We start from the raw sequence: 24,972 nt of genomic DNA, 5'->3' as shown, positions 1-24,972 counted from the left end.
CGCGACAACTCTTTTCTCATTAAAGTACTGTCTAATTGGATGAAAATCAATTCTATTGTGAGTTAAATCACGGAATTTTGAGAAAATATTTATTAAAATTTGTAATTTAAGATCGATAAAGCAACCACTGGTGCGGTTTCTGTACGTAAAACACGTTCACCAATACACCAATTGATAAATCCATGCTGATTTGCAGATTGGATTTCAGCTTCACTTAATCCACCTTCTGGACCAATGAGTAGCGCTATATTTGAGGAGGCATCATTTAACACATCGACCTCATCTTTATTGGGGGCTAAGACTAATTTCGTTTCAGGGAGTGTGCTATTTAACCATTGTGCCAAAGGGAGTGGAGCTAATATTTTTGGAACAATATTCATTCCACACTGCTCGCAAGCTGCAATTGCTACACCTTGCCAATGATCAAGTTTTTTCTGATCACGGTCGTACTTTAAACGCATTTCGCAACGTTCAGAGGTGAGAAGTTGAATTTCAGATACGCCTAACTCAACCGCTTTTTGAATAGCATAATCCATGCGGTCACCTTTACTCATTACTTGACCAAGTAAGGCATTAAAGTTTGGTGTGCGATTGGTTGGGTTAAATTCTTGAACTAGAACCGAGCCTGTTTTTTTATTGGCTTCAGTTAATTCAACTTGATATTCGCCACCTTGACCATTAAACAGGGTCGCTTTTTCACCGACTTGTGCACGTAAAACTTTGACCCAATGATGAAATACAGTTTCAGTCAGTTCAACTGTTGTATTTACATTAAGGTCTGCTTCAATAAAAAAACGAGGCATCTGCATTACTCTAAAATCGGTAAAATAAAAACTTCTTTTATCTTCAGTCCCTACATCAAATAAGGTGAACCTAAGCTGTCGATAAAAGAAGTCAGGAGACTTATGCTAGACCGAGGTCTTTTACAAGTTGACGAGTTGGATCAGTGGTGTTCATCGTATAAAAGTGTAAGCTTGGCGCACCACCAGCAATGAGGCGTTCACATAGCTTCACAATCACTTCATGACCAAAGGCTTTAATTGAAGCAGTGTCATCACCATAAGCCGCAAGTTGCTTACGAATCCAACGAGGGATTTCGGCACCGGTACCATCCGCAAAACGAATGAGATTGCTTGCATTGGTAATTGGCATAATGCCCGGCGCCACAGGAATATTCACACCTTCTTTTTGAATGCGCTCTACAAAGTAAAAATACGCATCTGGATTAAAGAAGAATTGAGTTAAGGCTGCATTTGCACCTGCATTGGCTTTCTCACAAAAGCGTTTGATGTCTAAATCAAAGCTATCTGCTTGTGGATGCATTTCAGGGTAAGCTGCAACTTCAATTTGGAAGTGGTCACCCGAATGTTCACGGATAAAGCGTACTAAATCCTGGGCATACGGTAATTCACCTAAGCCAACTTGACCGGAAGGTAAGTCACCACGTAGTGCAACTATACGGTCAATCCCTTGAGATTTGTATAAATCTAAAAGTTCAGTGATCCGTTCTTTGCTATCACCAATACAGGAGAGGTGAGGAGCAACAGGCGTGCCTTTGCCATTAAAATCAGCTAAAGTCGAAAGTGTACGTTCACGTGTAGAACCACCTGCACCATAAGTCACAGAGAAAAACTCTGGATTCAGCAACTGCAGTTCTTGGTGAACAACCTTAAGTTTTTCCGCACCTGCATCAGTTTTGGTTGGGAAAAACTCAAAAGAAATTGGAATCTGTTTAGACATGTTCAAATCCTTTGTACTTATTTCAGCAAAATAGAATTCAAAGAAAAGCAGGCTGTTCAGCCTGCTTGTTCAAAGATTAGTATTTATAAGCGTCAGATTTGAATGGACCTTCAACAGCAACCCCAAGGTAGTCCGCTTGTTCTTGAGTTAATTGAGTCAGAACACCACCGAAACCTGCAACCATTGCTGCAGCAACTTCTTCATCTAATTTCTTAGGAAGAAGTTCAACACGAATCGCTGCTTGTTTTTGATCTTCAGGAAGATCAGCAAATTTCTCTGCGAACAAGTGCATTTGACCTAAAACTTGGTTCGCAAAAGAACCGTCCATCACGCGTGATGGGTGACCAGTTGCATTGCCAAGATTTACTAAGCGACCTTCAGAAAGAAGAATGAGGTAATCATTTTCATTTTCTGAACGATATACTTGGTGAACTTGTGGTTTAACTTCAACCCATTTATAACCACGTAAGTAGTTGGTATCGATTTCAGTGTCAAAGTGACCGATATTACAAACTACTGCACCTGCTTTTAATGTATCAAGCATTGCAGCGTCACAAACGTGGTAGTTACCAGTCGTTGTTACGATTAAGTCAGTATTTTGAAGAAGGTCAGCGTTAACGTCTTCTTTTTTACCTGTTTGTACGCCATTTTTGTATGGAGAAACTACTTCGTAACCGTCCATGCAGGCTTGCATTGCACAGATTGGATCGATTTCAGAAACACGTACGATCATGCCTTCTTGACGAAGTGATTGTGCAGAGCCTTTACCTACGTCACCGTAACCAATTACAAGCGCACGACGACCAGATAACAGCATGTCAGTTGCACGTTTGATCGCATCGTTTAGAGAGTGACGGCAACCGTATTTGTTGTCATTTTTAGATTTAGTTACTGAGTCATTTACGTTGATCGCAGGTACTTTCAATGAACCGTCTTTCCACATTTCGAGAAGACGTTGAACACCTGTTGTTGTTTCTTCAGTAATACCGTGGATTTTTGCGAGTACTTCTGGGTATTTTTCATGAACAAGCGCAGTTAAGTCACCGCCGTCGTCCAAAATCATGTTGGCATCCCAAGGCGTACCATTTACATTAATTTGTTGTTCAAGACACCACATGTATTCTTCTTCAGTTTCGCCTTTCCAAGCAAATACAGGAACACCTGAAGCTGCAATAGCTGCCGCAGCGTGGTCTTGAGTAGAGAAAATGTTGCAAGATGTCCAACGAACTTCAGCACCAAGCTCTACCAAAGTTTCGATAAGAACAGCTGTTTGGATTGTCATGTGAATACAACCCAAAATTTTAGCACCAGCAAGTGGTTTAGCCGCAGAGTAACGCTTACGTAGACCCATAAGGGCTGGCATTTCAGCTTCTGCAAGTTTGATTTCTTTACGGCCGTAGTCAGCAAGTGAAATATCGGCAACTTTGTAATCTGTAAATGAAGCATTAACCGCGTTCATCACGATCTCCTTATAAAAAACAAAAATTGATCATTATGTTCGCGGATGCCGTTGTTGGTCGATCTGAGCAGATTGACCGATCGTCGAGCCTGGCGCTTTTACATTTTGTACTTGTAAAACGTCGCAGCATCCCTCGACTAGCGGAGTATTGTACTTGGATTTAGTTTTAGTTCCAATCTGAAATTGGTTAATATCTGTTTAAGAAGAATTTTTGAGATAATTGAATGTCAAATATTAATAATTATGAGCTTAAAGAATGGAGTGAAATTAAAGATCAATTCGTTGGAGCAACATTAATTTTAGGAAATGGGGCAAGTATAGCCCTCCATGAAGGCTTCAATTACAAAAAGCTTAAAGAGCTTGCAACTATGGAAAAATTATTTGAGGATGAAAATATAGTAAAATTATTTGATAATTTTGATAAGAAGCAGAACGGAAATTTTGAGTTAATATTAGAATATTTATGGCATACCAAAATTATTAATCAATGTTTAGGATTTGAAAACATCCTAATTGAAAAAACTTACTCTGATATACGAAATGCTCTAATTAAAAGTGTGAATGCAATTCATTGTGATTATACAAAAATTCAACTGAGTGTCGAAGATCTTTATAAGTTCACCTCTCAATTCAAAACGATTCTTTCATTAAATTATGACTTAATTTTGTATTGGTTGGTAATGTATGGAAATAATGAGAAAAAAGATAAACATGAATTTAGAGATGGTTGGATTTATCAAAATTTTAAAGCAGATACAAAATTTCTAAGAAATCCATCCAAAGGGATAGATAACGTCACTTTAGTATTTTATCCACATGGAAATTTAATTTTTTTTAAAAATAAATATGGGCAGGAAATTAAACTTGAAAAAAGAAAAAAGGGAGATGCTGAAGCTCTTGAGAGAATAGTTCAAAAATGGAATCGAGATAATATTCCTTTGTTTATTTGTGAGGGGTATCAGTCTGAAAAAGAAAAACAAATACTAAGAAGCCCATACTTAAGTTTTGTTTATAAAGAGGTTATACCGAATATTTTCAATTACAATTCTAATTTAGTGATATATGGTTGGTCATTAAGCGAAAGTGATGATCATATTTTGAAGAGTTTATTCGAGAAATATACGAAAACTGACATATCCATCGCGATTAGCACAAGAAGACAGAGTTTCGATAAGAATAAGCATGATTTTATCAATAAGTTAAAAAAGTATAAAAAGGATATCGATATTATATTTTTTGACAGTGAAAGTTCAGGATGTTGGAACAATCCTGAAAAAGAATAATAATATGCTTAAAAATCAATTTAGAAATTTATATGTCATCTAATATCCCTGAAGAACTAGTTAACCTCGAAGCCAATGCTGGCATTTACGCCGTATGGATGCTCTTTCAACATCTTGGGTTAGACCCAGATATTGAACAACTAAAAGAAGTCTGTGGTTATGTAGAAGGTGATGGAACGACCACGATCGGTCTAGCGGTGGGACTTAAAAAATTTGGCTTAGATGTGGAATTTACCACAGATGAAGACAATGCACTTCAAGAGCAAGAAAAGCTAAGTTATTTAGAAGCTGAAAAACTTGTGCTAAAAATATCTCCCGCAATCAGCTATCAAGATATTCAAATCGCATTTGATGCCAATAAGTTCGTGATCGTGTATTACGATACTTTAGATGGCATTGGTAATCATTCATTGGTATATGACATCAATGAAGAAGAAATCTGCTTTTTTGATAGCTTTGAACCAATGCCTAAAAAAGTATTTGAACAGCAAAGGGCAGTAGACGGGATCTGTAGACAAGCCATCATCGCTGAAGTTAATTAATATCTAAAAGTAAGTCACTATCTTATAGTGTGTTGCTATTTTAAGGTATGTTATAGTTAAAAAGATCTAAAGTAGCTCAATAAAAAGCCTTCAATCATGAAGGCTTTTGAGACAAAAAAAACGAGATTTATCTTAAGTGCTTGATTGAGCCTTTTCCTGCCAATAATTAGCTTTTTCCTCGTTGACATCCACACCTAAACCATGTGCATAGATGGCAGATAAATCACGCATTGCTTGAGTGTCACCAAGTTCAGCGGATTGAGTCACCAATTCAACAGATTTTTGTACATCTTTTTCGACCACATTACCACGACGGTAATAACCTGCGAGCTCTAAAATCGCAGCAGCATGTTGATGTTTACTTGCTTGCGTGAGCCAGTTAAAACCGTACTCAAAGTTTAGTTTTGCATCCTCAGGATCTTCTTCTAAAACTTCTTTCGCATAATGGGTATAACCTTCCCCTAACCAGTACATCGCTTCGACATGACCCAATTGACCAGCACGTAAAGCCCATTCTTCTGCAAGCGCAATGTCTTCATCGTGTTCACTCGTCATATAAAGTTCAGCAAGTTCAAATTGAGCAGCGGCATTACCTGCATGAGCACGATTTTCGAGAGCAATCGGGACGGTAACACGTTTAGTCATAGTGGGATTCCATGGCTTCAAAGCGAAGCAAAAAATATTAAAGTTGTTCCCTGATTATACTGCAAAACCGATTCAAAGCTTGAGTAGTATGGTTCGAGCCTATTTACTAAGATATTTTGTAGATGAATTACAAATTTAACTATAGGTAAAAGCTATAGATGGGCGACATAAATTAAGGTTTTTTGATGGAATTGAAGTAAAAGTGACAATTTCTTAAATTTCATAAGACCTTAGCATAACTTTTTCCTATGCTGAAAATCCTCTCTAATGCGAATATTAGAGGAGATTGACCATGTCACAGACCAACACTTATTCAGCAGATGTGATCGTACTTGGTGCGGGCCCAGTCGGTTTAACGATGGCGAACGGCCTTGGCCTTGCGGGCTTAAAAGTAAAAGTGATTGAACAGCTCGATCAATTGATTGATTATCCTCGTGCAATTGGTATTGATGATGAATCTCTAAGAACAATGCAATCGATTGGCTTGATCAACAAAGTATTGCCGCATACCACTCCCGATCATGCGATGCGTTTTCTTACGCCTTCAGGCCGTTGTTTTGCAGATATTCAACCTAAAACACGTGAGTTTGGTTTCCCTCGTCGTAACGCATTCGTACAACCTTATGTTGATGCAGAATTATTGGAAGGTTTAGAACGTTTTGACGATGTGGAAGTACTTTTTTCTCGTCAACTCCAAAGTTTTAAGCAGACTGAAGATCAAGTTGAAGTTCAAATCCAAAATAAAGATAAAACAATTGAATATATAACTGCAAAGTATCTTGTGGCATGTGATGGCGGTAATAGCTACGTTCGCCGTATGTTGAATATTCCTTTTGAAGGTAAAACTGCACCAAACCAATGGATTGTTGTCGATATTGCAAACGATCCATTGGCGACACCACATATTTACTTATGTTGTGATCCAGTACGTCCATATGTGTCAGCGGCTTTACCACATGGTATCCGTCGTTTTGAATTTATGGTGATGCCAGGGGAGACGCAAGAGCAACTGAGTCAACCTGAAAACATGGCTAAACTATTATCCAAAGTATTACCAAACACTGAAAATATCGATGTGATCCGAAATCGTGTTTATACCCATAATGCACGTATTGCCAGTAGATTTAAAGAAGGGCGTATCTTACTTGCGGGAGATGCAGCGCACATTATGCCAGTATGGCAGGGACAGGGTTATAACAGTGGAATGCGTGATGTGTTCAATTTATCTTGGAAACTGGCTATGGTCGTACAAGGTAAAGTAGATGCTAAAGTTCTAGATTCTTATCAAGAAGAGCGTCATGATCATGCCAAAGCGATGATTGATTTATCTGTTACAGCAGGCCATGTGCTAGCTCCGTCTAAAAAATGGCAAGGTACTGCGCGTGATGCTATTTCATATGTTCTAAATTACATTAAACCAGTTAAACAATATTTGTTGGAAATGCGCTTTAAGCCAATGCCACAATATAAATCTGGTATTTTGGTTGGACAGGTCAATAAGACATCACCAATCGGTAAAATGTTTATTCAACCTAAAATGCAAGATAGCACAGGTCATGTGAAATTACTGGATGATTTTATTGGTCAAGGCTTTGCTATTATTGCTTGGGGAGTAGATCCGACTTGGGGACTCACACCAACAAGTATTCAAAAATGGAAAGCCTTGGGTGTGAAATTTATTAAAGTCGTTCCACCTGAACAATTGAAAATTGATGCTCATGATGATGAAATATTGACACTTGGGGATACAGAGCATGCGATTCGTGCGTGGTTTGGTCGCACTCAATACTCGATGGCATTTTTAAGACCAGATAAATTTGTGGCGGGCTTATGTATTCCTCAGACGAGCGAAGAGCTCAGTCAAAAACTGTTTGATAAACTTGGCGTTTAATCAAAAAGTTTAGGACTAATCTAAAAGAAAACCTGCAAATTTGCAGGTTTTTTATTTTTAAAATAGCGTTCAAAGTTTTAAAAAATATGACAATGAAAGTGTTGGCTTAGAATATTTTTCACTGTTTGCAAATGCTTACTTTGATCTTGTTTTCTGAAACCCAAATACAAGCTGATATTCGGTAAATCGATTTCAGTTGATTTAATTAAGACATTTTCACTGAGCAAGCTTTCAACATATTTTGGAACAATGGTCCAACCGACTTGCATCGCTACAAGATTAATATTCATTAAAATGTTACTCGAATATTGAGCAACTTGAATAGATGTATTCAGGGTTTCAAAAATGTTCTGAATTTTTTGGAATAAGATCGGTGAGGCAGTTTCCTCGCTCATGATAAATTTTTGGGCAATTAAATCCTGTTTTGAAATACAATCTAAATGCGCATGGGCTGAATGACGAGGAATCAGCAAGATCAGAGGCTCACTAAACAATTCAATAGAGGCAATATGCTCATCATCGATACATTGGCGAGTGAATGCGACATCAATTTTTTGATCACGAAGTGCTTGGATTTGATGTACACAGCTCAAACTATGAAATTGAATATCTAAATCAGGCTGTTGTGCACGAATAATAGGCATGACATAGGGAAAAATTTTCATTTCTGCCACAGGTAAAAAGCCAATATTTAATTTATTTTTCTTGGTATTCGCCATGATTTGAATCTTGTGTTTGGCGTCTTGAGCAAGTTTCAAGATATGTCGAGCATCTTTTAAAAAAGTTTCTCCTTCCTCTGTGAGCGATAAGCTTCTGCTTTTACGAATCAGCAGGGATGTACCTAATTCCGCTTCAAGATCTTTAATTTGCTGACTTAAAGAGGGCTGCGCTATAAAGAGTTTTTCTGCAGCACGCGTAAAATTAAGTTCTTCGGCAACTGAGACGAAATATTTCAAATGTCGAAGTTCCATGCGTACCGATCCTTAATCGCCATAATAAATGAGATTGATTATACGTTTGAATTGCTAGAACTTCAGCGTGATTCACGTTTAAAGCTAATTTAAGAAGAAAAAAACCGACCCATATTTAAATGAAATATTGGTCGGTTTTTTTATCAAGTAGAGTATTTAAATGATGAGAAATATCAAGCTGATGAATCCAATAAAGGATACGCCCAAAATGATTTTTTTCATTTGTGACTCAAAATAGGTCAGACAAAGTGCAACAAAAAGCGCAGCGAATGTCAGTACACCAATCCAATAACTCATCATATTACTGACTTGTCCTTTGCTCATGCAGAGGATAAGCCCTAACGACAGGAATCCCCATCCAACCATTGAGGCTATTTTCTGGTGTTTAGCACTCAATGTTTGACCAAAAATTTGTTTTTGATGCTTTTGCATTGCACTGGCTAAACCTATAAAACCTAAAGTACAAACTGCCCAAATGAGGAGAAAAAAGCTCATGGTGATTACCCCTCTACCTTAGGTAAAACTTGACTCTTTTTTAATGGAGTTCCTTGATGATTTTGAACTTTGTAAAGTGCAAAATAAAAAACCACTGCTAAAACTAGCATCGCCAGATCGAACGAAGCGATAACCCATTGACCGTGAGCTATAGAACGCCATAAAGGTTGACCACCTGTGATAAAGTTTACAAGCGGAAGTAAAGCGAAAAGCAGGGTAGCGAGACCCAGTAATTCAAGCCAAGCTTGGCGATGGGTGCGAAAAACAGCATAAACAAGTGTGAAGAGCCACACAATAAAGAATGTACGGATTTCCCAGTTTAAACGCATTTCCATGTTGGCAGGGATAAAACGGTTTGCATAAAAATAAGCTGCACAAGCAATAGGTAAGCCGATAATCGCAGCGATGTTGGTAATCTCGACCGTACGATACCCAAAGGATTTATAACCTTGTTTCGCTTGTTGAGGTGCACGTTTGACGCACCATAAAATTAATCCTGTTGCGACCATTAGCGTGCCAACGATACCAGAAAAAAAGAGTATCCAACGTAAGGCTAAATCAACTCCTCGTGCTTCATGTAGAACAGTGGCAACATTGTAAATGCCATTGGGAATAGAAGGATTTTTGAGTTGAGTGGAATCATCTGTAATGTTTTGACCTGTCACACCATTGAAGTCTAAAGTTTCATATACGCCACGATGAGCGATACTTGCGCCGTGTAAAGCACGTAACTCAATGGTCGCCTTCGATGTATTTGGTGCTTTAATTGTGATCGAACCAATCGGATTGTTTTTCCACTTCGCTTCAGCTTGAGTGAGGATCGGAGCAATATCTGTAAGTGGTGCAGGTTCAGCTTTTCGATCTTGGTTGCGCGTACGTCGACTTTCACCTCGATTCTTTCTCTCACCATCCATTTTGTTAGTATGTTCATTTGATGCTGACTGCGTACCACGAGCCTCAATTTCTGTACGCGCATTCATCATCGAGCGCTGATTTCCTTGCGGTTGATCAGTACGAGTCTGCCCTTGTGGTTCTGCTGGATTTTGAATTAAGGATTTTCGTTGGTCTTGTAGAAAGGCGCCACGATTGTCATAAATTTGCTGTACCCCCCACGGCATGATGGTAAACAATAATAAAAGTAAACCACTAAAAGTGATCATGATATGAAAGGGAAGTGCGAATACAGCTGTTGCATTATGTGCGTCTAACCAAGAACGCTGTCCTTTACCTGTTCTAAAGGTAAAGAAATCTTTAAAGATTTTCTTATGGGTGATGATGCCACTAATAATTGCAACAAGCATAAACATGGTTGCTATGCCCACAATCCAACGTGACCATATACGTGGCATTCCGTATAATTCAAAATGGAAACGATACAGAAAACTACCACCACGGGTTTCACGGGCTTCTAATACTTCACCTGTGGCACTGTCAATCGTCACACGTTTACCACCGCGACGAGCATTGGGATCTTCTCCGACATTCCGGATATTCAGTGTGGTGTAATTTTGACGAGCATTGGGTAATTGAATTCCCCAGCTCCCTGCATCATCATGATTATTCTGCAAATATTGCAGAGCCACTTGCGTCTGCTCGAGTTGAGATTGGCTTGGAATCGATTGGTGATACTCGGGCTTCATCCATGTACTGATTTCTGCTTGGAAAAAACTCAAAGTACCAGTTACAAAGATGGCATACAGCAACCATCCTAGTATCAAACTAGCCCAAGTATGTAACCATGACATAGACTGGCGTGGGCCTTCAGCTTTGGCATCACTTCTCATGAATTAGTTCCCCATGATTTTATAGATGAGAAATAAAGCAAGGCTAGGTAAGACGATGCCCAATGTAGCTTTTCTGGTTTTGTGAACCATAAAAACCCAAATAAACGCTGCACACTGTAAACAGAAAGCAATGAGCGTTGCTGACATCGCTGCGCTAGATTGATATGTGCTAAATGTTTGTGCAATCACGATAGCAGAGAGGGATGCTAGCAAATAACCTCCAATACCCGCCAATAAAAAACGATAGAGCACCATCAGGCGATAACTGATAGAAACTGATTTAGTAGTCTTACGAGTTTTTTTTACTTGATTCCCAAGTGTTAACTCGCCTGGTAGTTCGAATTCTGTACTGTTCATAAAAGTAAGAAAGTGTGAGTGTATGTAACTATTGTAAATGATAACAATTATTGTTTATCTTTAGAATTATAAATTTAGCATTTTAGAAATAAATTTTTAATTGAATTAGCTTGGGCATGTTAATTGCAGAGTTGTAGTTATTTTTTATCGATAGGTAAAATTTATGACGTATCAAGTTTTTTACTGCAAAGCTAATCCTGATGCTCAATTTGTGTTGTTATCTTCAGGGTTAGGAGGGCATGGACATTTTTGGCATCCTCAATTAGATATATTGACTCGATTTTTTCATGTCATTACATATGATCAACAAGGATGTCATGCAGATGCTGCATTACTAGCACCAACTTATTCAATGACCGATATGGCAATACAAGTGATACAGATTTTAGAGGATCTAAAGATCGATGAATTCCATTTTATCGGTCATGCTTTAGGTGGGCATATTGGAGCGGAGTTAGCCGTTTTAATTCAAAATACAAAATTGGAAATGTTGAGTTTGACCAGTATTAATGCGTGGGACTCACTAGATCCACATACGCTCAAATGTTTTGAAGCTCGAGAATCGTTATTACAAAATGCTGGTGCAGAGGCATATGTTAGAGCTCAAGCATTATTTCTTTATCCACCTGTATGGATCTCTGTTAATATCGATCAAATACAACAAGCAGAAAATAATCAACTCCGAAACTTTCCACCAAAAGAGAATGTACTGAGACGTCTGAAGGCTTTAAAGGAATTTAAAATAACGAATGAACATATCACCGCACTTCAACGAACTCCAATTCACTTGATTGCAAATCGTGATGATTTCTTGGTTCCAGTACATAAGACTCTTGATCTTCAGAAAAATTTTGTACATGCACAATGCTCAATTTTTGATGTAGGTGCACATGCTTCTACTGTGACTGAGCCAAATATCACTAATCAGGCACTTATTCAATTTCTTCGATCACTCTAGCATTTGAAACTTTTCAATTGCATATAAAAAACCACGATTGAGATCGTGGTTTTTTTAATTATTTTACCAAATGGTATTTTTTGGAACATCTTATGCACTTTTTTATGACGTTGTTTAGGAGTAATGGGTATTGGGATTATGTGATTAATTTATCATAAGGTAAAATATAAAATTATTAAGCTATTGTAAAATATAGTAAAATAATAGTTGGCACATAATTTGCTAAATATCTAATACAAGCTCGAAAGCTTAATCCTACTAAATCGAATTTAACTGATCGTTAAATTAGGAGTGTTAGATATGAAAATTGGTGTCTTTTGTCCGATCGGAAATAATGGCTGGTTACTCTCAGAAAATGCTCCTCAATACAAACCAAGTTTTGAGTTAAATAAAAAAATTGTCCAACGCGCAGAGCATTACGGTTTTGACTTTGCATTGTCTATGATCAAGCTGCGTGGTTTCGGGGGTAAAACTGAGTTTTGGGATCACAACTTAGAAACTTTTACGCTTATGGCGGGTCTTGCTGCAGTCACCAGCAAAATAAAAATTTATGCAACAGCTGCGACGCTAGTGATGCCGCCTGCCATAGTTGCACGCATGGCATCTACGATTGATTCAATTTCGAATGGTCGTTTCGGTCTAAATGTCGTCACAGGTTGGCAAGCGCCAGAATATACCCAAATGGGCATGTGGCCCGGTGATGAATATTTCGGAAAGCGTTACGAATACTTATCTGAATACGTACAAATTCTGCGTGAATTATGGGCAACAGGTAAATCTGATTTTAAAGGTGACCATTTCCAAATGGATGATTGCCGAGTTAGCCCAAGCCCGCAAGCAGAGATGAAAATTATCTGCGCTGGTCAATCGGATACAGGTTTGGAATTTTCTGCTCAACACGCTGATTACAATTTTGTTTTTGGTAAAGGGCTAAATACACCAACAGCATATGCAGAAATCAATGATCGTTTAAAAGTAAAAACAGATATTACGGGTCGTGATGTTCAAACCTACGTTTTGTTCATGATTATCGCTGCTGAAACAGACGAAGAAGCGATGGCGAAGTGGCAACATTACAACGATGGTGCTGATATTGAAGCGATCAACTGGTTAATGAATCAAGGCGGAAAAGATACTAAATCTGGTGCAGATACTAATATTCGTCAAATGGCTTCATCAGTATCACCAGTCAACATCAATATGGGGACGTTAGTGGGTTCTTACGAAACTATCGCAAAAATGCTAGATGAGATTAGCGAGGTAAAAGGAACTGAAGGCATTTTACTGACATTTGATGATTTTGTTAAAGGTGTTGAAAGTTTTGGACAACGGATTCAGCCGCTTATGAAATGTCGTGAACATGTTGTGGTTGAAGGAATGAGTTCAGAACCTGTGTTGGAGAAAATCGCATGAGTCATTTAGAAAATACCGTTGAAGCTGGATTTACTGCACAAGCGGGTACGGGTGTAAAACTCAAAGCCGAACCGGAAAATATTGTGCTTGCACCTGAGCAAACAGCATTAATCGTGATTGATATGCAAAATGCGTATACGTCAAAAGGTGGTTATTTAGATCTTGCTGGGTTTGATGTGTCGACGACAAAACCTGTGGTTGAAAATATTAAAAAGGCAGTTTCTGCAGCACATGATGCTGGTATTCAAGTGATCTATTTCAAAAACGGTTGGGATAATCAATATCGTGAAGCAGGTGGTATTGATTCACCAAACTTTCATAAATCAAATGCACTGAAGACCATGCGTAAGCGTCCTGAGTTACAAGGCAAATTGTTAGCAAAAGGGGATTGGGATTTTGAGTTGATTGATGAGTTGGTGCCAGCTCCTCAAGATATTGTGATTGAAAAGCCTCGTTATAGTGGATTCTTTAACACAGCGCTAGACAGCATGCTTAGAGTTCGTGGAATTCGTAATTTGGTTTTTGTCGGTATCGCGACTAATGTATGTGTTGAATCGACGCTCAGAGATGGCTTCTTTCTAGAATATTTTGGCGTGGCTTTAGACGATGCCTGTCATCAAGCAGGGCCAAAAGAAGCCCATGTCGCAAGTATGTACAACATAAAAACCTTCTTTGGATGGGTGTCGAATACAGAAAGTTTTGTCAGTAGTTTTGCAGATCAACCAACACTCGCTGAAAGCGCATAAATGTTTATATATATTCTAAAATTAGGAAATAAGTCATGTCAAAAGAAGTCATTATTCCAGTGGGTTCAGGTAAGCCACTCGCACCGTATTCACCAGCAACTAAAGCAGACAACATTGTCTATGTTTCAGGCACTTTGCCTTTTGATGAAAACAACAATGTAGTTCATGTTGGAGACGTAGCAGCACAGACACGCCATGTCCTTGAAACAATAAAGAAGGTCATCGAAACTGCTGGCGGAACAATGTCGGACATTACTTTCAACCATATTTTTCTGACAGATTGGGCAAACTACGCTGCAATGAATGAAGTATATGCCGAATATTTTCCGAATGCAGAACCAGCTCGTTACTGTGTTCAAACAGGATTAGTCAAACCTGATGCACTCATCGAAATTGCTTCGATTGCTCATGTTTAATTTGAAAGCTTTCATCACCCTATTATGAGTCCCTCACTGACTGTTTAGGCGATGAGGGATGGAGAACACTATGAATGCAAATGTGAAATCAATCAATTTACCCGAGGCAGTGAGTGCCACACTCAACATTGACCAACAGGTTTTTAGACAAGGAATGTCGAATTTAGGTGCAGCTGTCAATGTCATTACTACAGCTGGTCTAGCAGGAAAAGCTGGCTTCACAGCTTCAGCTGTATGTAGTGTGACAGATACGCCACCAACATTGCTGGTATGTCTAAATCGATCAGCATCAGTATATGAAACATTTAAAAGTAATCAGGTTTTGTGTGTCAATACTTTAAGCAGTAGTCAAAAGCATTTATCGAATGTGTTTGGGGGTAAAACTCCAATGGCAGAACGTTTCGAAAAGGGGGGCTGGTCAACATTAGTCACAGGTGCACCTATTTTAGAAGGTGCGCTAGTGAGTTTCGATTGTGAAGTCGTACAAAGTTTATCGGTGGGCAGTCATGATGTTTTGTTCTGCCATGTAAAGGGGATGAAACAGCAAGCGGGTGAAAAAGCCCTCATGTATTTTAACCGCGCATATTGCGAGCCAGTTCCAATGGTCTAAAACAGCATGCTTGATCAGGAGAAGGTCGATGAGCACAAAAGAAACATGGTTTCCAAAATTTAAACCTTTCCAAGGAAATCTAGACACGACCGCAGTTCAAGTAGATGAGTACTTGCCGCCAGGTAAAAGTATGGTATTGGGGCTGCAGCATGCATTTGCAATGTTTGGAGCAACAGTACTTGCCCCTTTACTGATGGGTTTCGATCCGAATCTTACAATGTTTATTACGGGTATTGGGACAATATTATTTTTCCTAATGACTGGGGGGCGTATGCCGAGCTATTTAGGCTCGAGCTTCGCTTTCATTGGAGCAGTCATTGCAGTCACTGGTTATACCGGTGTTGGCTTAAATCCAAACTTAGGCTTAGCACTTGGCGGTACCATTGCATGCGGTATTTTGTACGCCTTGATCGGTTTGATCGTGATGAAAACTGGCACAGCATGGATTGAAAAATTGATGCCACCAATTGTGACTGGAGCAATTGTGATGATCATTGGTTTGCATTTAGCACCAGTGGCGATCAAAAGTGTCTCAGCTAATCAGTTTGATTCATGGATGGCTCTAATCACGATTATTTGTATTAGTGTAATCGCCGTATTTACTAAGGGCATGATCCGTAGATTGTTATTGCTCATTGGCTTAGTGGCTTCTTACTTTATTTATTTTTTACTCACCAATGTTTTGGGTTTTGGTACAGCGATCGATTTTACTAAAGTCAGTGAGGCAGCTTGGTTCGGTTTACCTACTTTTCATGCGCCAGTGTTTGAATTTAATGCCATGCTGCTTATTGCTCCCGTAGCGATCATCTTAGTTGCAGAGAATCTAGGACATTTCAAAGCGGTATCTGCAATGACTGGACGTAATCTTTCACCATATATGGGACGAGGTTTCTTTGCTGATGGTGTATGTACGACCTTGTCTGCATCAGTGGGTGGAACAGGAATGACGACATATGCTGAGAACATTGGTGTGATGGCGGTAACCAAAATTTATGCGACCACCATATTTTTATTTGCTGGTGTATTTGCAATTTTGCTAGGTCTATCACCAAAATTTGGCGCGGTTATTAGTACGATTCCTGTCGCATTATTAGGGGGAGCTTCGATTGTTGTTTTTGGTCTGATTACAGTGGCTGGTGCTAAAATTTGGGTGGACAACCGCGTAGATTTTACCAAAAACAGTACTCTGTTGATTGCTGCTGTCACCTTAATTATGGGGACAGGCAATTATAGTTTACAAATTGGCAATTTTGATTTGGGTGGAATAGGGACTGCAACATTAGCGGCTATTTTATTGAATCTTTTCTTAAATCGAGAAGATAAGAATGCGCAAACAGTAGAGCTCGAAAACGAACCGCATTCAGCAGAAGCAACGGCACTCCCTAACACTCAAATTTAAGGTGAAATTAAAAATGAAAATTGCATTTATCGGTTTAGGTGCTATGGGATGGCACATGGCGAGCCATTTACCAAAACTAGGATTTGATGTTTTAGTTTGGAACCGTAATTTTGAAAAAGCAGAAGCACATGCACAAACATTTGGTACTAAAGCGACCTCTGTCGATCAAGCAGTGAAAGCAGATTTTATTTTCAGTTGTTTACCCACCAGTGCAGATGTCGAACAGCTTATTGCTCAAAATCCTCCGGTCAAGGGGAGCGTATGGATCGACTGTACCAGTGGTGTACCTGTAAGTGCTTTAAAACTTGCAAATCAGTTGAAATTTAATGGTGTTGAATATTTAGATGCCCCCGTTTCTGGGCAAACTATAGGCGCTGAAAAAGGGACATTGACGGTAATGGTTGGGGGTGATGTCGATGCTTATAAGCGTGCAAAACCGATTATTCAGGCATTTGCAGGATTAATTGAATATGTCGGGGAGAGTGGTTCTGGATTTGCTGTTAAAGCAGTGAATAACACGTTGATGGCAACCCATCTATGGGCACTCGCAGAAGGATTGACGGTATTAAAGTCAAAAGGAGTAGATTTGAATAGTGCATTGAATTGTATTAATCATTCTAGTGGTAAAAGTTCAATGTCTGAAAATATTATGGCGCAACGTGTTCTGAGTCGTGCGTTTCCAAAAACCTTTGCCTTAGCTCTTTTACAAAAGGATATAGGAATTGCGACCGATCTAATTCAAGAGCAAGCGTTGAATTTGCCAGCGATGCAACTTATACAAAATCAGTATATGCAAATTGAAAAAGTGAAAGCTCAAGATTCTGATTTTTCAGCTGTGGTTCAGGTGCTTGAACATCAATCTAAAATTGAATTAAGTTAAATCTAGCGTCCAAATACCTTAAATACCGCTTAATGTAGATTAAGCGGTTCATCTATGAATGCTCAATGAGATTAGCTTTGTTGATATTCATTAATGACTTCTAACGCGGCTCTAAATGCTTCTTGTGTAGCTGGAGCACCACAGTACGGCAAGCTGTGCAAAAGAACCTCTTGGATTTCCTCAACAGTTGCGCCGTTATTTAAAGCACCACGTACATGACCTTTAAGTTCTGTTGGGCTTTTTTGGGCTGTTAAAAATGCAATCGTGATTAACGAACGATACTTGCGCGGTAAAACGCCTTCACGTTGCCAAGTTGAACCCCATGCATGCTCATTAATCCAATCTTGAAGTGGTTGAGTAAATGGAACTGTATTGTCTTGTGCACGTTTGACAAAAGTTTCTCCCATCACTTCTGTACGAACTTTTAAACCATTTTCATAATCTTGTTTTGACATTTTTTTCCTCATAAAAAAAGCGCATCTTGAGATGCGCTATAGCATAAATATTAAGCTGGGATTTCAATCGCAATCGCAGTTGCTTCTCCACCGCCAATGCAAAGTGCGGCAACACCTTTTGTTTTACCTAAGCGTTTTAATGCATGGATGAGAGTCAAAATAATTCGTGAACCTGATGACCCCAATGGATGTCCGAGTGCACAAGCTCCACCGTGGATATTCACTTTTTCAGGATCTAAATGAAAAGCATCGATCGCTGCCATGGTCACCATCGCAAACGCTTCATTAATTTCCCACAAATCCACGTCTTCAACAGTCCAGCCCGCTTTGTTTAATACTTTTTCTATTGCACCAACAGGTGCGATGGTAAATTCTGATGGGTGTTGAGAGTGCGTTGCGTAAGCTTTAATCGTTGCTAAAGTTGAAAGTCCCTTTGCTGTTGCGAGTTCAGCAGAAGTCACTAAAAATGCTGATGCACCATCACTAATTGAACTGGCATTGGCTGCAGTAATGGTACCGTCTTTAGCAAATGCTGGGCGTAGCGTAGGAATTTTATCAATTTTTGCTGTAAATGGATTTTCATCTTGGGCAACGATGACATCGCCTTTACGTGAACTTACTGTAACGGGGGTGATTTCATCTTTGAAATAATTATTTTGAATCGCATTCTGAGCACGAGTTAAGGAGCGAATCGCGAAATCGTCTTGTTGTTCACGTGTGTAGTTTTTCTTATCTGCCATTTCTTGAGCAAGAATACCCATTGAATAGCCAGTTTCAGCATCTTCCAAACCTTCTTGGAACATGTGATCAATCACTTTGCCATGTCCCATACGGTAACCTGCGCGTGCTTTGTCCATGAGATAAGGTGCATTCGACATGGATTCCATTCCGCCAGCGACAATAATATTTGCCGAGCCAGCTTTAATGGCATCTGCAGCTTGCATCACGGCTTTCATGCCAGACCCACAGATTTTATTGATCGTTGTTGCACCTACATGATCTGGTACACCTGCAATTCGCATCGCTTGACGAGCAGGACCTTGTTTTAATCCCGCAGGTAAAACACAGCCCATAATCACTTCATCTAGTTGGTCTGCAGCAAGCTTAGATTGGTCAAGTACGGCTTTAATGACTTCAGCACCAAGTTGCGGGGCTGTTAAGCTTGAAAGTCCTCCCTGAAAGCTACCCATAGCGGTACGGCTACCTGCAACTAATACGATTTCTTGACTCATAGCGTTGATCCTTGTCCTGTAGTTTATATGATTCAAATGCGTGTCAATTTCATATGTTCAAAATTTAATGACAGCTATTTTATTAGTTGTAATCACATTATCATAAAAAATGAATAAAGATTCATTATTTTGTTTTCATTTAATTTCGCTTATTTTGATGTTGTTTTCTATAACACCATAGTGGAATGAAATATAAAAAGTGGAATGAAAAATAAAAAACGACCCTTTAGGATCGTTTTTTCAGAAGCAATTGAGTGACTAGTATTGTGTAGAATTTGACAGAGCCTGAGCGTGAGGGTTCTCAAGTTATAAACTCTGGTTAAGTTCAGTATCGAAAACATCAGTCAACATACTGTCAAAACGTTTAGCGTTATACGTAAGCAACTGATCAGCTTCAGCTTGAGTGATGAAATTCTCCTTAAGAGCAGATTCAATATGCTCTTCGAAAGTCAGACCTGTAAATTGGCCTTTAGATTCAGCCTTTTTAAACTTATTCCATAAATCTTCAATTTGAAGCAACATTTGGAATGTAGACTCCATGCGTCCATTGACATCATCGGGATTAGTGCTATAGAAGACATGTTTTTTTAATTCATCGCGGAAAGCATTTTCCTGAAGAATTAGTTCACCTAATTTAAGTTTCAAGGCATCCGATGGTTGAGTAATAGGACGACCAAAAGGGAAACAAATAAGTTTGACTAAACTTGCGGCAATTTTTACAGGGAAGTTATCAAACAGACCATAGAACGCTTCTTGAGATGCATATAATGCTTTCTCAAGTGCGAGTTTAGCATGCAGTTGTTCAGCTTCAGTACGTTGACCATTTTCATAAAATTTAAGAATTGCAGTCGCAATAAATAAATGTGAATGCATATCTGCTAATCGTCCAGACAGCATTTCTTTGCGTTTGATATCACCTGCAAGGAGGCCTAAGCACATATCTGCGACTAAGGCAAAATTAGCACTCAAACGATTAATGGTTTTGTAGTAAGGGCGACTGAAATCATCAGCCTTTACTGAGCCTTCTGTTGATCCGCCTATAAAACCATAAGCAAATGATTTAGCGGTTCGATTAAATGTATAACCCAAATGCTTATAAAGAATGTCATTAAAATCTTTTAATGCTGCATCTTTATTTTCGGCTTGTAAAAGTTGTAATTCTTCAAATAAATAGGGATGACAACGCATCGAACCTTGACCAAAAATCATCAGTGAACGACTCAGAATATTGGCACCCTCAACAGTAATCGAAACAGGGATCGCTTGGTACATGAGCGCCAAGAAGTTACGAGGACCCATTTGAATAGCACGCCCGCCCACAATGTCCATACTATGATTAACAATCTTACGCATGGTCTCAGTTGCGTAGTATTTTGCCATTGCAGTCATGACTGCAGGTTTACCCCCTTGGTTTAGGCCACAAGTCACTAGGTAACGGAATGCTTCGAGCATATAGGTATCGCTAGCGATATCACTTGAAACCTCTTGAACACCTTCGAATTTACCGACTGAAATTTTGAATTGTTGACGGACACGAGCAAAGGCGCCGACATTTAAATAACACATTTCACCTGCAGCTGTTGATAGTGCTGGAAGAGAAATACCGCGGCCAACTGCCAGACATTCCATCAGCATACGCCAGCCTTTACCTGCATTTTCTACACCACCAATAATCCAATCCAGCGGAATGAAGACATCTTTACCATCCACGGTACCATTCATAAATGGTGAACCTGGATTATGGCGTGCTCCTACAATGACACCTTCATGATCAGCTGGTAATAGGGCACATGTGATTCCGTATTCAGTTTTGTTTTTATCACCTAGTAAACCTTCAGGGTCATATAATTTGAAAGCTAAACCGACCACCGTAGCAACAGGGGCAAGTGTAATCCAACGTTTGGAAAAATTCATTTTTAGGCCAAGAACTTCTTGTCCTTCAAATTGACCATAACAAACCACACCTGTATCAGGAATTGCACCTGCATCTGAACCTGCTTCAGGGCTTGTTAAACCAAAACATGGAATTTCTTCACCTTTTGCTAAACCTGGTAAATAACGATTCTTTTGATCTTCAGTACCGTAGTGTAAGAGTAATTCTCCTGGACCTAAAGAGTTAGGCACCATACAACTGACAGCAGTGGTAAGTGAGCGCGAGGCAATCTTACTCATGATACGGCTTTGCGCAAATGAGCTGAATTGTTTACCGCCGTATTCTTTAGGGATAATTAAACCCAGAAAACCTTTGGATTTGATAAATGACCAGACTTCTTCAGGGAGGTCTTTACGATGATGGTGAATATCCCATTCATCCAGCATCTGGCAGAGCTGTTCGACTTCATGATCGATAAATGATTGTTCTTCTTCAGACAGTGTGGGGTACGGATACTGATCAAATTTCTTCCAGTCTGGTGCCCCCATAAATAATTCTTTTTCCCACCAACTGGTTCCTGCATCTAATGCTTCACGCTCGGTACTACTCATTGTTGGCATTGCATTGGCTAGAGCTTTATAGGCAGGTTGTGTAATAAATTTCATCCTTAACGTATCAATACTGACAATCAATGAAATTAGGATAAAAGGAATACCGAGTATCAGCGACCAAGGGCTGATCAACGCAACTAAAATAGATACGACTGTGAGTGTGATAGCCCCAGAAGTTCTTGAGAATTCGAAATAAAAAATAGCCCAGAGTGTTATAAATAGAATAATAAAACTGAGTATAAAAAACATTATGAACTGCTCCATTTATGATTTGGTCATGGAGCCAATACCCACAGTAAATTTAATCAAAGCACAAACATCAGATCTACAGCGATATTGGATCATGAAATGTGAAACGAAAGCGTTGAGTTCTAAAACGGACGCATATTAATACTTATATTGGATAAGATTGTTTGAAAAATATTCAAAATTCAAGCTGAAGAGAGATAAGAAATGTGTCAATAAGTAATTGAGAATTATAAAAACCACAAACAAAAAAGCCCTCATACGAGGGCTTTAAAGTAAGAAGAATTATGCTTCGATTGTTTGAACAGTAATTTTCTTTGCAGGATCAGCTTTACGACGAACTGCTGGTACTGGTTCGCCATAGTATTGACGATCAGCAAAATAACTTGAACGTACCATTGGTGCAGCCCAAATATTTTTAAAGCCTAATTTTTGCCCATGTGCTGTATAGCGTTCGAACTCTTCAGGTGTGACGAAGCGATCAATTGGTGCATGTTCTTTCGATGGTTGTAAATATTGACCAATTGTTACGTAGTCAACATCGTGTGCTTTGAGGTCATCAAGAAGTGCGAGAACTTCTTCTTCAGTTTCGCCAATACCTACCATCAAGCCACATTTAGTTGGAATATCTGGGCAGTATTCTTTAAACATTTTAAGAAGATTTAAGGAATGTTGATAGTCTGAACCTGGACGCATTGCTTTGTATAAACGTGGTACGGTTTCAATGTTGTGGTTAAACACATCTGGAGGACATTCCGTCATGATGCGTAATGCAACATCCATACGACCACGGAAATCAGGTACTAAAATTTCCAATAATGTATTAGGACTTAAAGCACGCGCTTCTTTAATACAATCAACAAAGTGTTGCGCTCCACCATCGAGTAGATCATCACGGTCTACAGATGTTATGACAGCGTATTTCAAACCTAAGTTTGCAATTGTCTCAGCCATGTGGCGTGGTTCATCTGGGTCTAATGCATTCGGACGACCATGTGCCACATCACAAAATGGGCAACGACGTGTACAAATGTCACCCATAATCATGAAAGTTGCTGTACCACCACCAAAACATTCAGGAAGATTTGGACATGCAGCTTCTTCACACACTGTATGTAATTTTTGTTCACGTAAAGTTGATTTAATGCGTTGAACCTCTTCTGGTGCAGCCATTTTGACGCGAATCCAGTCTGGTTTACGAGGTGCTTCAACCGTAGGAATCACTTTTACAGGAATACGTGCAACTTTCTCAGCGCCACGAAGTTTTTCACCCTGTACTGGTTTACGGTTTTCTGACATATTCAACGATTCCACTAATGTGTGACGGGAGGAAATATTAAAAATAGGTCTCTTATTATAGCGAATTTATGCATAAATTGGGCAAAAACGATATTCATAAAATAAATGTGGCTATCAAGCAATATATGGTATTGAAATACAGCAAATGTATGCATTTTCAGTCATAATATAAGTTAGATAAATGAAGAGATAATTGTATAGGAGCATTGAATGCCGCGTAAGAAAGAGGTCGTGAGTGGAACCTTTGTCAAATATGATGCAGTCGTTTTAGGTTCAGGCCCTGCTGGTGAAGGTGCGGCAATGAAACTTGCCAAATCAGGCAAGCGCGTTGCAGTAGTTGATATGCGTGAACAACTTGGTGGTAACTGTACTCATGTAGGAACCATTCCAAGTAAAGCTTTACGTCAAACGGTTTCTAGCATTATCCGTTATCAACGTGATCCAATGTTCCAAAAAGTGGGTGATTGGAAACAATTCACCATGAAGCAAGTGCTTCGTAATGCGCATAAAGTGATCCAACAGCAAGTGGATACACACTCGCGTTTTTACGACCGTAACCGCATTGATATTTTCCACGGTCGTGCTTATATCCAAGATCAAAATACGGTGGTGATTTTCACGCCTGAAGGTGTGAAAGAAACGATTATTTTTAAACAGTTGGTGATTGCGACAGGTAGTCGTCCATATCGTCCTTCAATTTTAGATTTCAATCACCCACGTGTGTTTGATTCTGACAAAATCTTAGATCTAGATTTTTCAATTCAAAAAATCATTATTTATGGCGCTGGTGTCATTGGCTGTGAATATGCATCTATCTTTATTGGCTTAGATCACAAAGTTGATTTGATTAATACTCAGCATAAATTACTGAGCTATTTAGATGACGAAATTGCTGATGCATTGTCATATCACTTACGTGAACAAGGTGTATTGATTCGCCACAATGAGCAGATTGATCACTTAGAAACATTTGATGATCATGTGGTGTTGCATCTTGAAAGTGGCAAGAAAATTAAAGCTGATGCAATTCTATGGTGTAATGGTCGATCTGGTAATACAGATGGTCTTGGCTTGGAAAATGTTGGCATCAAACCAAACAGCCGCGGACAACTATCAGTGAACGAGCAGTATCAAACTGAGGTTGAAAATATTTATGCTGCGGGTGACGTAATTGGTTGGCCGTCTCTAGCTTCAGCTGCATATGACCAAGGTCGCTGTGCTGGCGCGATTATGAGTGGTGAACAAGGTATCCAACCCGTAGTTGATATTCCTACTGGTATTTATACCATTCCAGAGATTTCATCAATTGGTAAAACTGAGCAGGAATTAACTGAAGAAAAAATTCCTTATGAAGTTGGTCAGGCGTCTTTCCGTCACCTTGCTCGTGCACAAATCACGGGTGATACAGTGGGTGAGTTAAAGATTTTGTTCCATCGCGAAACCTTAGAAATTTTAGGTGTGCATTGCTTCGGTAATAATGCTTCTGAAATTATTCATATTGGTCAAGCCGTGATGAATAGTCCGAACAATACCATCAAGTATTTTGTTGAGACAACGTTTAACTACCCAACGATGGCTGAAGCTTATCGCGTAGCAACGTTAAACGGGATGAATCGCTTGTTCTAAGGCGACTTGATGACAAAAAAAACTCGCAAGTCCAGGCTTGC

General features: G+C 39.2%; 23 protein-coding genes. 11 read left to right on the top strand and 12 right to left on the bottom strand.

All coding sequences use genetic code 11. From position 1 onward, the window contains the following. Positions 1 to 92: 92 nt before the first annotated feature. The 3 genes from AC1M85_RS10235 to ahcY all read right to left on the bottom strand — a co-directional run bounded on the left by AC1M85_RS10235 (position 93) and on the right by ahcY (position 3,199). Positions 93 to 803: a 16S rRNA (uracil(1498)-N(3))-methyltransferase gene (locus AC1M85_RS10235; protein WP_481589727.1), complete on the bottom strand. Its 711-nt coding sequence runs from the start codon at positions 801 to 803 to the stop codon at positions 93 to 95. Between the two features lie 100 nt (positions 804 to 903). Further along, positions 904 to 1,740 carry a methylenetetrahydrofolate reductase [NAD(P)H] gene (metF, locus tag AC1M85_RS10230; protein ID WP_488213013.1) on the bottom strand — a complete coding sequence of 279 codons (837 nt, stop codon included), beginning with the start codon at positions 1,738 to 1,740 and terminating at the stop codon, positions 904 to 906. A 76-nt stretch (positions 1,741 to 1,816) separates the two neighbouring features. Continuing rightward, positions 1,817 to 3,199, bottom strand: coding sequence for an adenosylhomocysteinase (ahcY, locus tag AC1M85_RS10225; RefSeq protein WP_481588499.1), 1,383 nt, complete (start codon positions 3,197 to 3,199; stop codon positions 1,817 to 1,819). Between the two features lie 224 nt (positions 3,200 to 3,423). Here ahcY and AC1M85_RS10220 point away from each other — a divergent pair, with 224 nt between their 5' ends. Beyond that, positions 3,424 to 4,482 (top strand): DUF4917 family protein, encoded by a 1,059-nt coding sequence (locus tag AC1M85_RS10220; protein WP_488213012.1) that lies wholly within the window; start codon positions 3,424 to 3,426, stop codon positions 4,480 to 4,482. A gap of 32 nt (positions 4,483 to 4,514) precedes the next feature. Continuing rightward, positions 4,515 to 5,024 (top strand): cysteine peptidase family C39 domain-containing protein, encoded by a 510-nt coding sequence (locus AC1M85_RS10215; RefSeq protein WP_481611942.1) that lies wholly within the window; start codon positions 4,515 to 4,517, stop codon positions 5,022 to 5,024. Positions 5,025 to 5,156: 132 nt separating this feature from the next. On the opposite strand, the gene AC1M85_RS10210 is transcribed toward AC1M85_RS10215, so the two are convergent. Continuing rightward, the gene (locus tag AC1M85_RS10210) at positions 5,157 to 5,669 is read right to left on the bottom strand and encodes a tetratricopeptide repeat protein (protein ID WP_481611943.1); all 513 of its coding nucleotides are present in this window, start codon (positions 5,667 to 5,669) and stop codon (positions 5,157 to 5,159) included. Positions 5,670 to 5,961: 292 nt separating this feature from the next. On the opposite strand from AC1M85_RS10210, the gene AC1M85_RS10205 reads away from it, so the two are divergent. Then, positions 5,962 to 7,560, top strand: coding sequence for a bifunctional 3-(3-hydroxy-phenyl)propionate/3-hydroxycinnamic acid hydroxylase (locus tag AC1M85_RS10205; protein WP_488213011.1), 1,599 nt, complete (start codon positions 5,962 to 5,964; stop codon positions 7,558 to 7,560). A 77-nt stretch (positions 7,561 to 7,637) separates the two neighbouring features. Here AC1M85_RS10205 and AC1M85_RS10200 read toward each other — a convergent pair whose 3' ends face one another. The 4 genes from AC1M85_RS10200 to AC1M85_RS10185 all read right to left on the bottom strand — a co-directional run bounded on the left by AC1M85_RS10200 (position 7,638) and on the right by AC1M85_RS10185 (position 11,167). Next, positions 7,638 to 8,531 (bottom strand): LysR substrate-binding domain-containing protein, encoded by an 894-nt coding sequence (locus AC1M85_RS10200; RefSeq protein ID WP_488213010.1) that lies wholly within the window; start codon positions 8,529 to 8,531, stop codon positions 7,638 to 7,640. Positions 8,532 to 8,687: 156 nt separating this feature from the next. Further along, a complete protein-coding gene (locus tag AC1M85_RS10195; protein WP_481588494.1) occupies positions 8,688 to 9,026 on the bottom strand; it encodes a DUF3325 domain-containing protein in 339 nt (112 codons plus the stop codon). Positions 9,027 to 9,031: 5 nt separating this feature from the next. After that, positions 9,032 to 10,810, bottom strand: coding sequence for a PepSY-associated TM helix domain-containing protein (locus AC1M85_RS10190; RefSeq protein ID WP_488213009.1), 1,779 nt, complete (start codon positions 10,808 to 10,810; stop codon positions 9,032 to 9,034). A gap of 3 nt (positions 10,811 to 10,813) precedes the next feature. After that, positions 10,814 to 11,167 (bottom strand): hypothetical protein, encoded by a 354-nt coding sequence (locus AC1M85_RS10185; RefSeq protein WP_035265656.1) that lies wholly within the window; start codon positions 11,165 to 11,167, stop codon positions 10,814 to 10,816. A gap of 163 nt (positions 11,168 to 11,330) precedes the next feature. Between AC1M85_RS10185 and rutD the strand changes: the two genes are divergently transcribed. The 7 genes from rutD to AC1M85_RS10150 all read left to right on the top strand — a co-directional run bounded on the left by rutD (position 11,331) and on the right by AC1M85_RS10150 (position 17,589). Next, positions 11,331 to 12,125 (top strand): pyrimidine utilization protein D, encoded by a 795-nt coding sequence (gene rutD / locus AC1M85_RS10180; RefSeq protein WP_092766013.1) that lies wholly within the window; start codon positions 11,331 to 11,333, stop codon positions 12,123 to 12,125. Positions 12,126 to 12,425: 300 nt separating this feature from the next. Beyond that, positions 12,426 to 13,538 carry a pyrimidine utilization protein A gene (rutA, locus tag AC1M85_RS10175; RefSeq protein ID WP_488213008.1) on the top strand — a complete coding sequence of 371 codons (1,113 nt, stop codon included), beginning with the start codon at positions 12,426 to 12,428 and terminating at the stop codon, positions 13,536 to 13,538. Beyond that, a complete protein-coding gene (rutB, locus tag AC1M85_RS10170; RefSeq protein ID WP_488213007.1) occupies positions 13,535 to 14,284 on the top strand; it encodes a pyrimidine utilization protein B in 750 nt (249 codons plus the stop codon). Before rutA ends, rutB begins: the two co-directional genes overlap by 4 nt. Before the next feature lie 35 nt (positions 14,285 to 14,319). Then, positions 14,320 to 14,700, top strand: coding sequence for a pyrimidine utilization protein C (gene rutC / locus AC1M85_RS10165; RefSeq protein WP_035265663.1), 381 nt, complete (start codon positions 14,320 to 14,322; stop codon positions 14,698 to 14,700). A 70-nt stretch (positions 14,701 to 14,770) separates the two neighbouring features. Continuing rightward, positions 14,771 to 15,310 carry an NADH-dependent FMN reductase RutF gene (rutF, locus tag AC1M85_RS10160; protein ID WP_488213006.1) on the top strand — a complete coding sequence of 180 codons (540 nt, stop codon included), beginning with the start codon at positions 14,771 to 14,773 and terminating at the stop codon, positions 15,308 to 15,310. A 28-nt stretch (positions 15,311 to 15,338) separates the two neighbouring features. Further along, complete coding sequence (gene rutG / locus AC1M85_RS10155) at positions 15,339 to 16,709, top strand: pyrimidine utilization transport protein G (RefSeq protein ID WP_488213005.1); 1,371 nt, start codon at positions 15,339 to 15,341, stop codon at positions 16,707 to 16,709. A 43-nt stretch (positions 16,710 to 16,752) separates the two neighbouring features. After that, positions 16,753 to 17,589: an NAD(P)-dependent oxidoreductase gene (locus tag AC1M85_RS10150; protein WP_488213870.1), complete on the top strand. Its 837-nt coding sequence runs from the start codon at positions 16,753 to 16,755 to the stop codon at positions 17,587 to 17,589. A 71-nt stretch (positions 17,590 to 17,660) separates the two neighbouring features. On the opposite strand, the gene AC1M85_RS10145 is transcribed toward AC1M85_RS10150, so the two are convergent. From AC1M85_RS10145 to lipA, 4 genes are all read right to left on the bottom strand, one after another. Then, the gene (locus AC1M85_RS10145; RefSeq protein ID WP_179998434.1) at positions 17,661 to 18,044 is read right to left on the bottom strand and encodes a carboxymuconolactone decarboxylase family protein; all 384 of its coding nucleotides are present in this window, start codon (positions 18,042 to 18,044) and stop codon (positions 17,661 to 17,663) included. A 50-nt stretch (positions 18,045 to 18,094) separates the two neighbouring features. Then, complete coding sequence (locus tag AC1M85_RS10140; RefSeq protein ID WP_481588487.1) at positions 18,095 to 19,276, bottom strand: thiolase family protein; 1,182 nt, start codon at positions 19,274 to 19,276, stop codon at positions 18,095 to 18,097. A gap of 306 nt (positions 19,277 to 19,582) precedes the next feature. Next, the gene (locus AC1M85_RS10135) at positions 19,583 to 22,009 is read right to left on the bottom strand and encodes an acyl-CoA dehydrogenase (protein ID WP_488213004.1); all 2,427 of its coding nucleotides are present in this window, start codon (positions 22,007 to 22,009) and stop codon (positions 19,583 to 19,585) included. Between the two features lie 282 nt (positions 22,010 to 22,291). Then, positions 22,292 to 23,305 carry a lipoyl synthase gene (gene lipA, locus AC1M85_RS10130; protein WP_035265671.1) on the bottom strand — a complete coding sequence of 338 codons (1,014 nt, stop codon included), beginning with the start codon at positions 23,303 to 23,305 and terminating at the stop codon, positions 22,292 to 22,294. A 210-nt stretch (positions 23,306 to 23,515) separates the two neighbouring features. Here lipA and sthA point away from each other — a divergent pair, with 210 nt between their 5' ends. Beyond that, positions 23,516 to 24,931: a Si-specific NAD(P)(+) transhydrogenase gene (gene sthA / locus AC1M85_RS10125; protein WP_035265673.1), complete on the top strand. Its 1,416-nt coding sequence runs from the start codon at positions 23,516 to 23,518 to the stop codon at positions 24,929 to 24,931. The last annotated feature ends 41 nt before the right edge of the window (positions 24,932 to 24,972 follow it).

It is taken from the genome of Acinetobacter sp. 24-47-64, from assembly GCF_057737055.1.
Note: the sequence above shows the minus strand (reverse complement) of the source record. Positions and strands in the feature narration are given on the sequence as shown.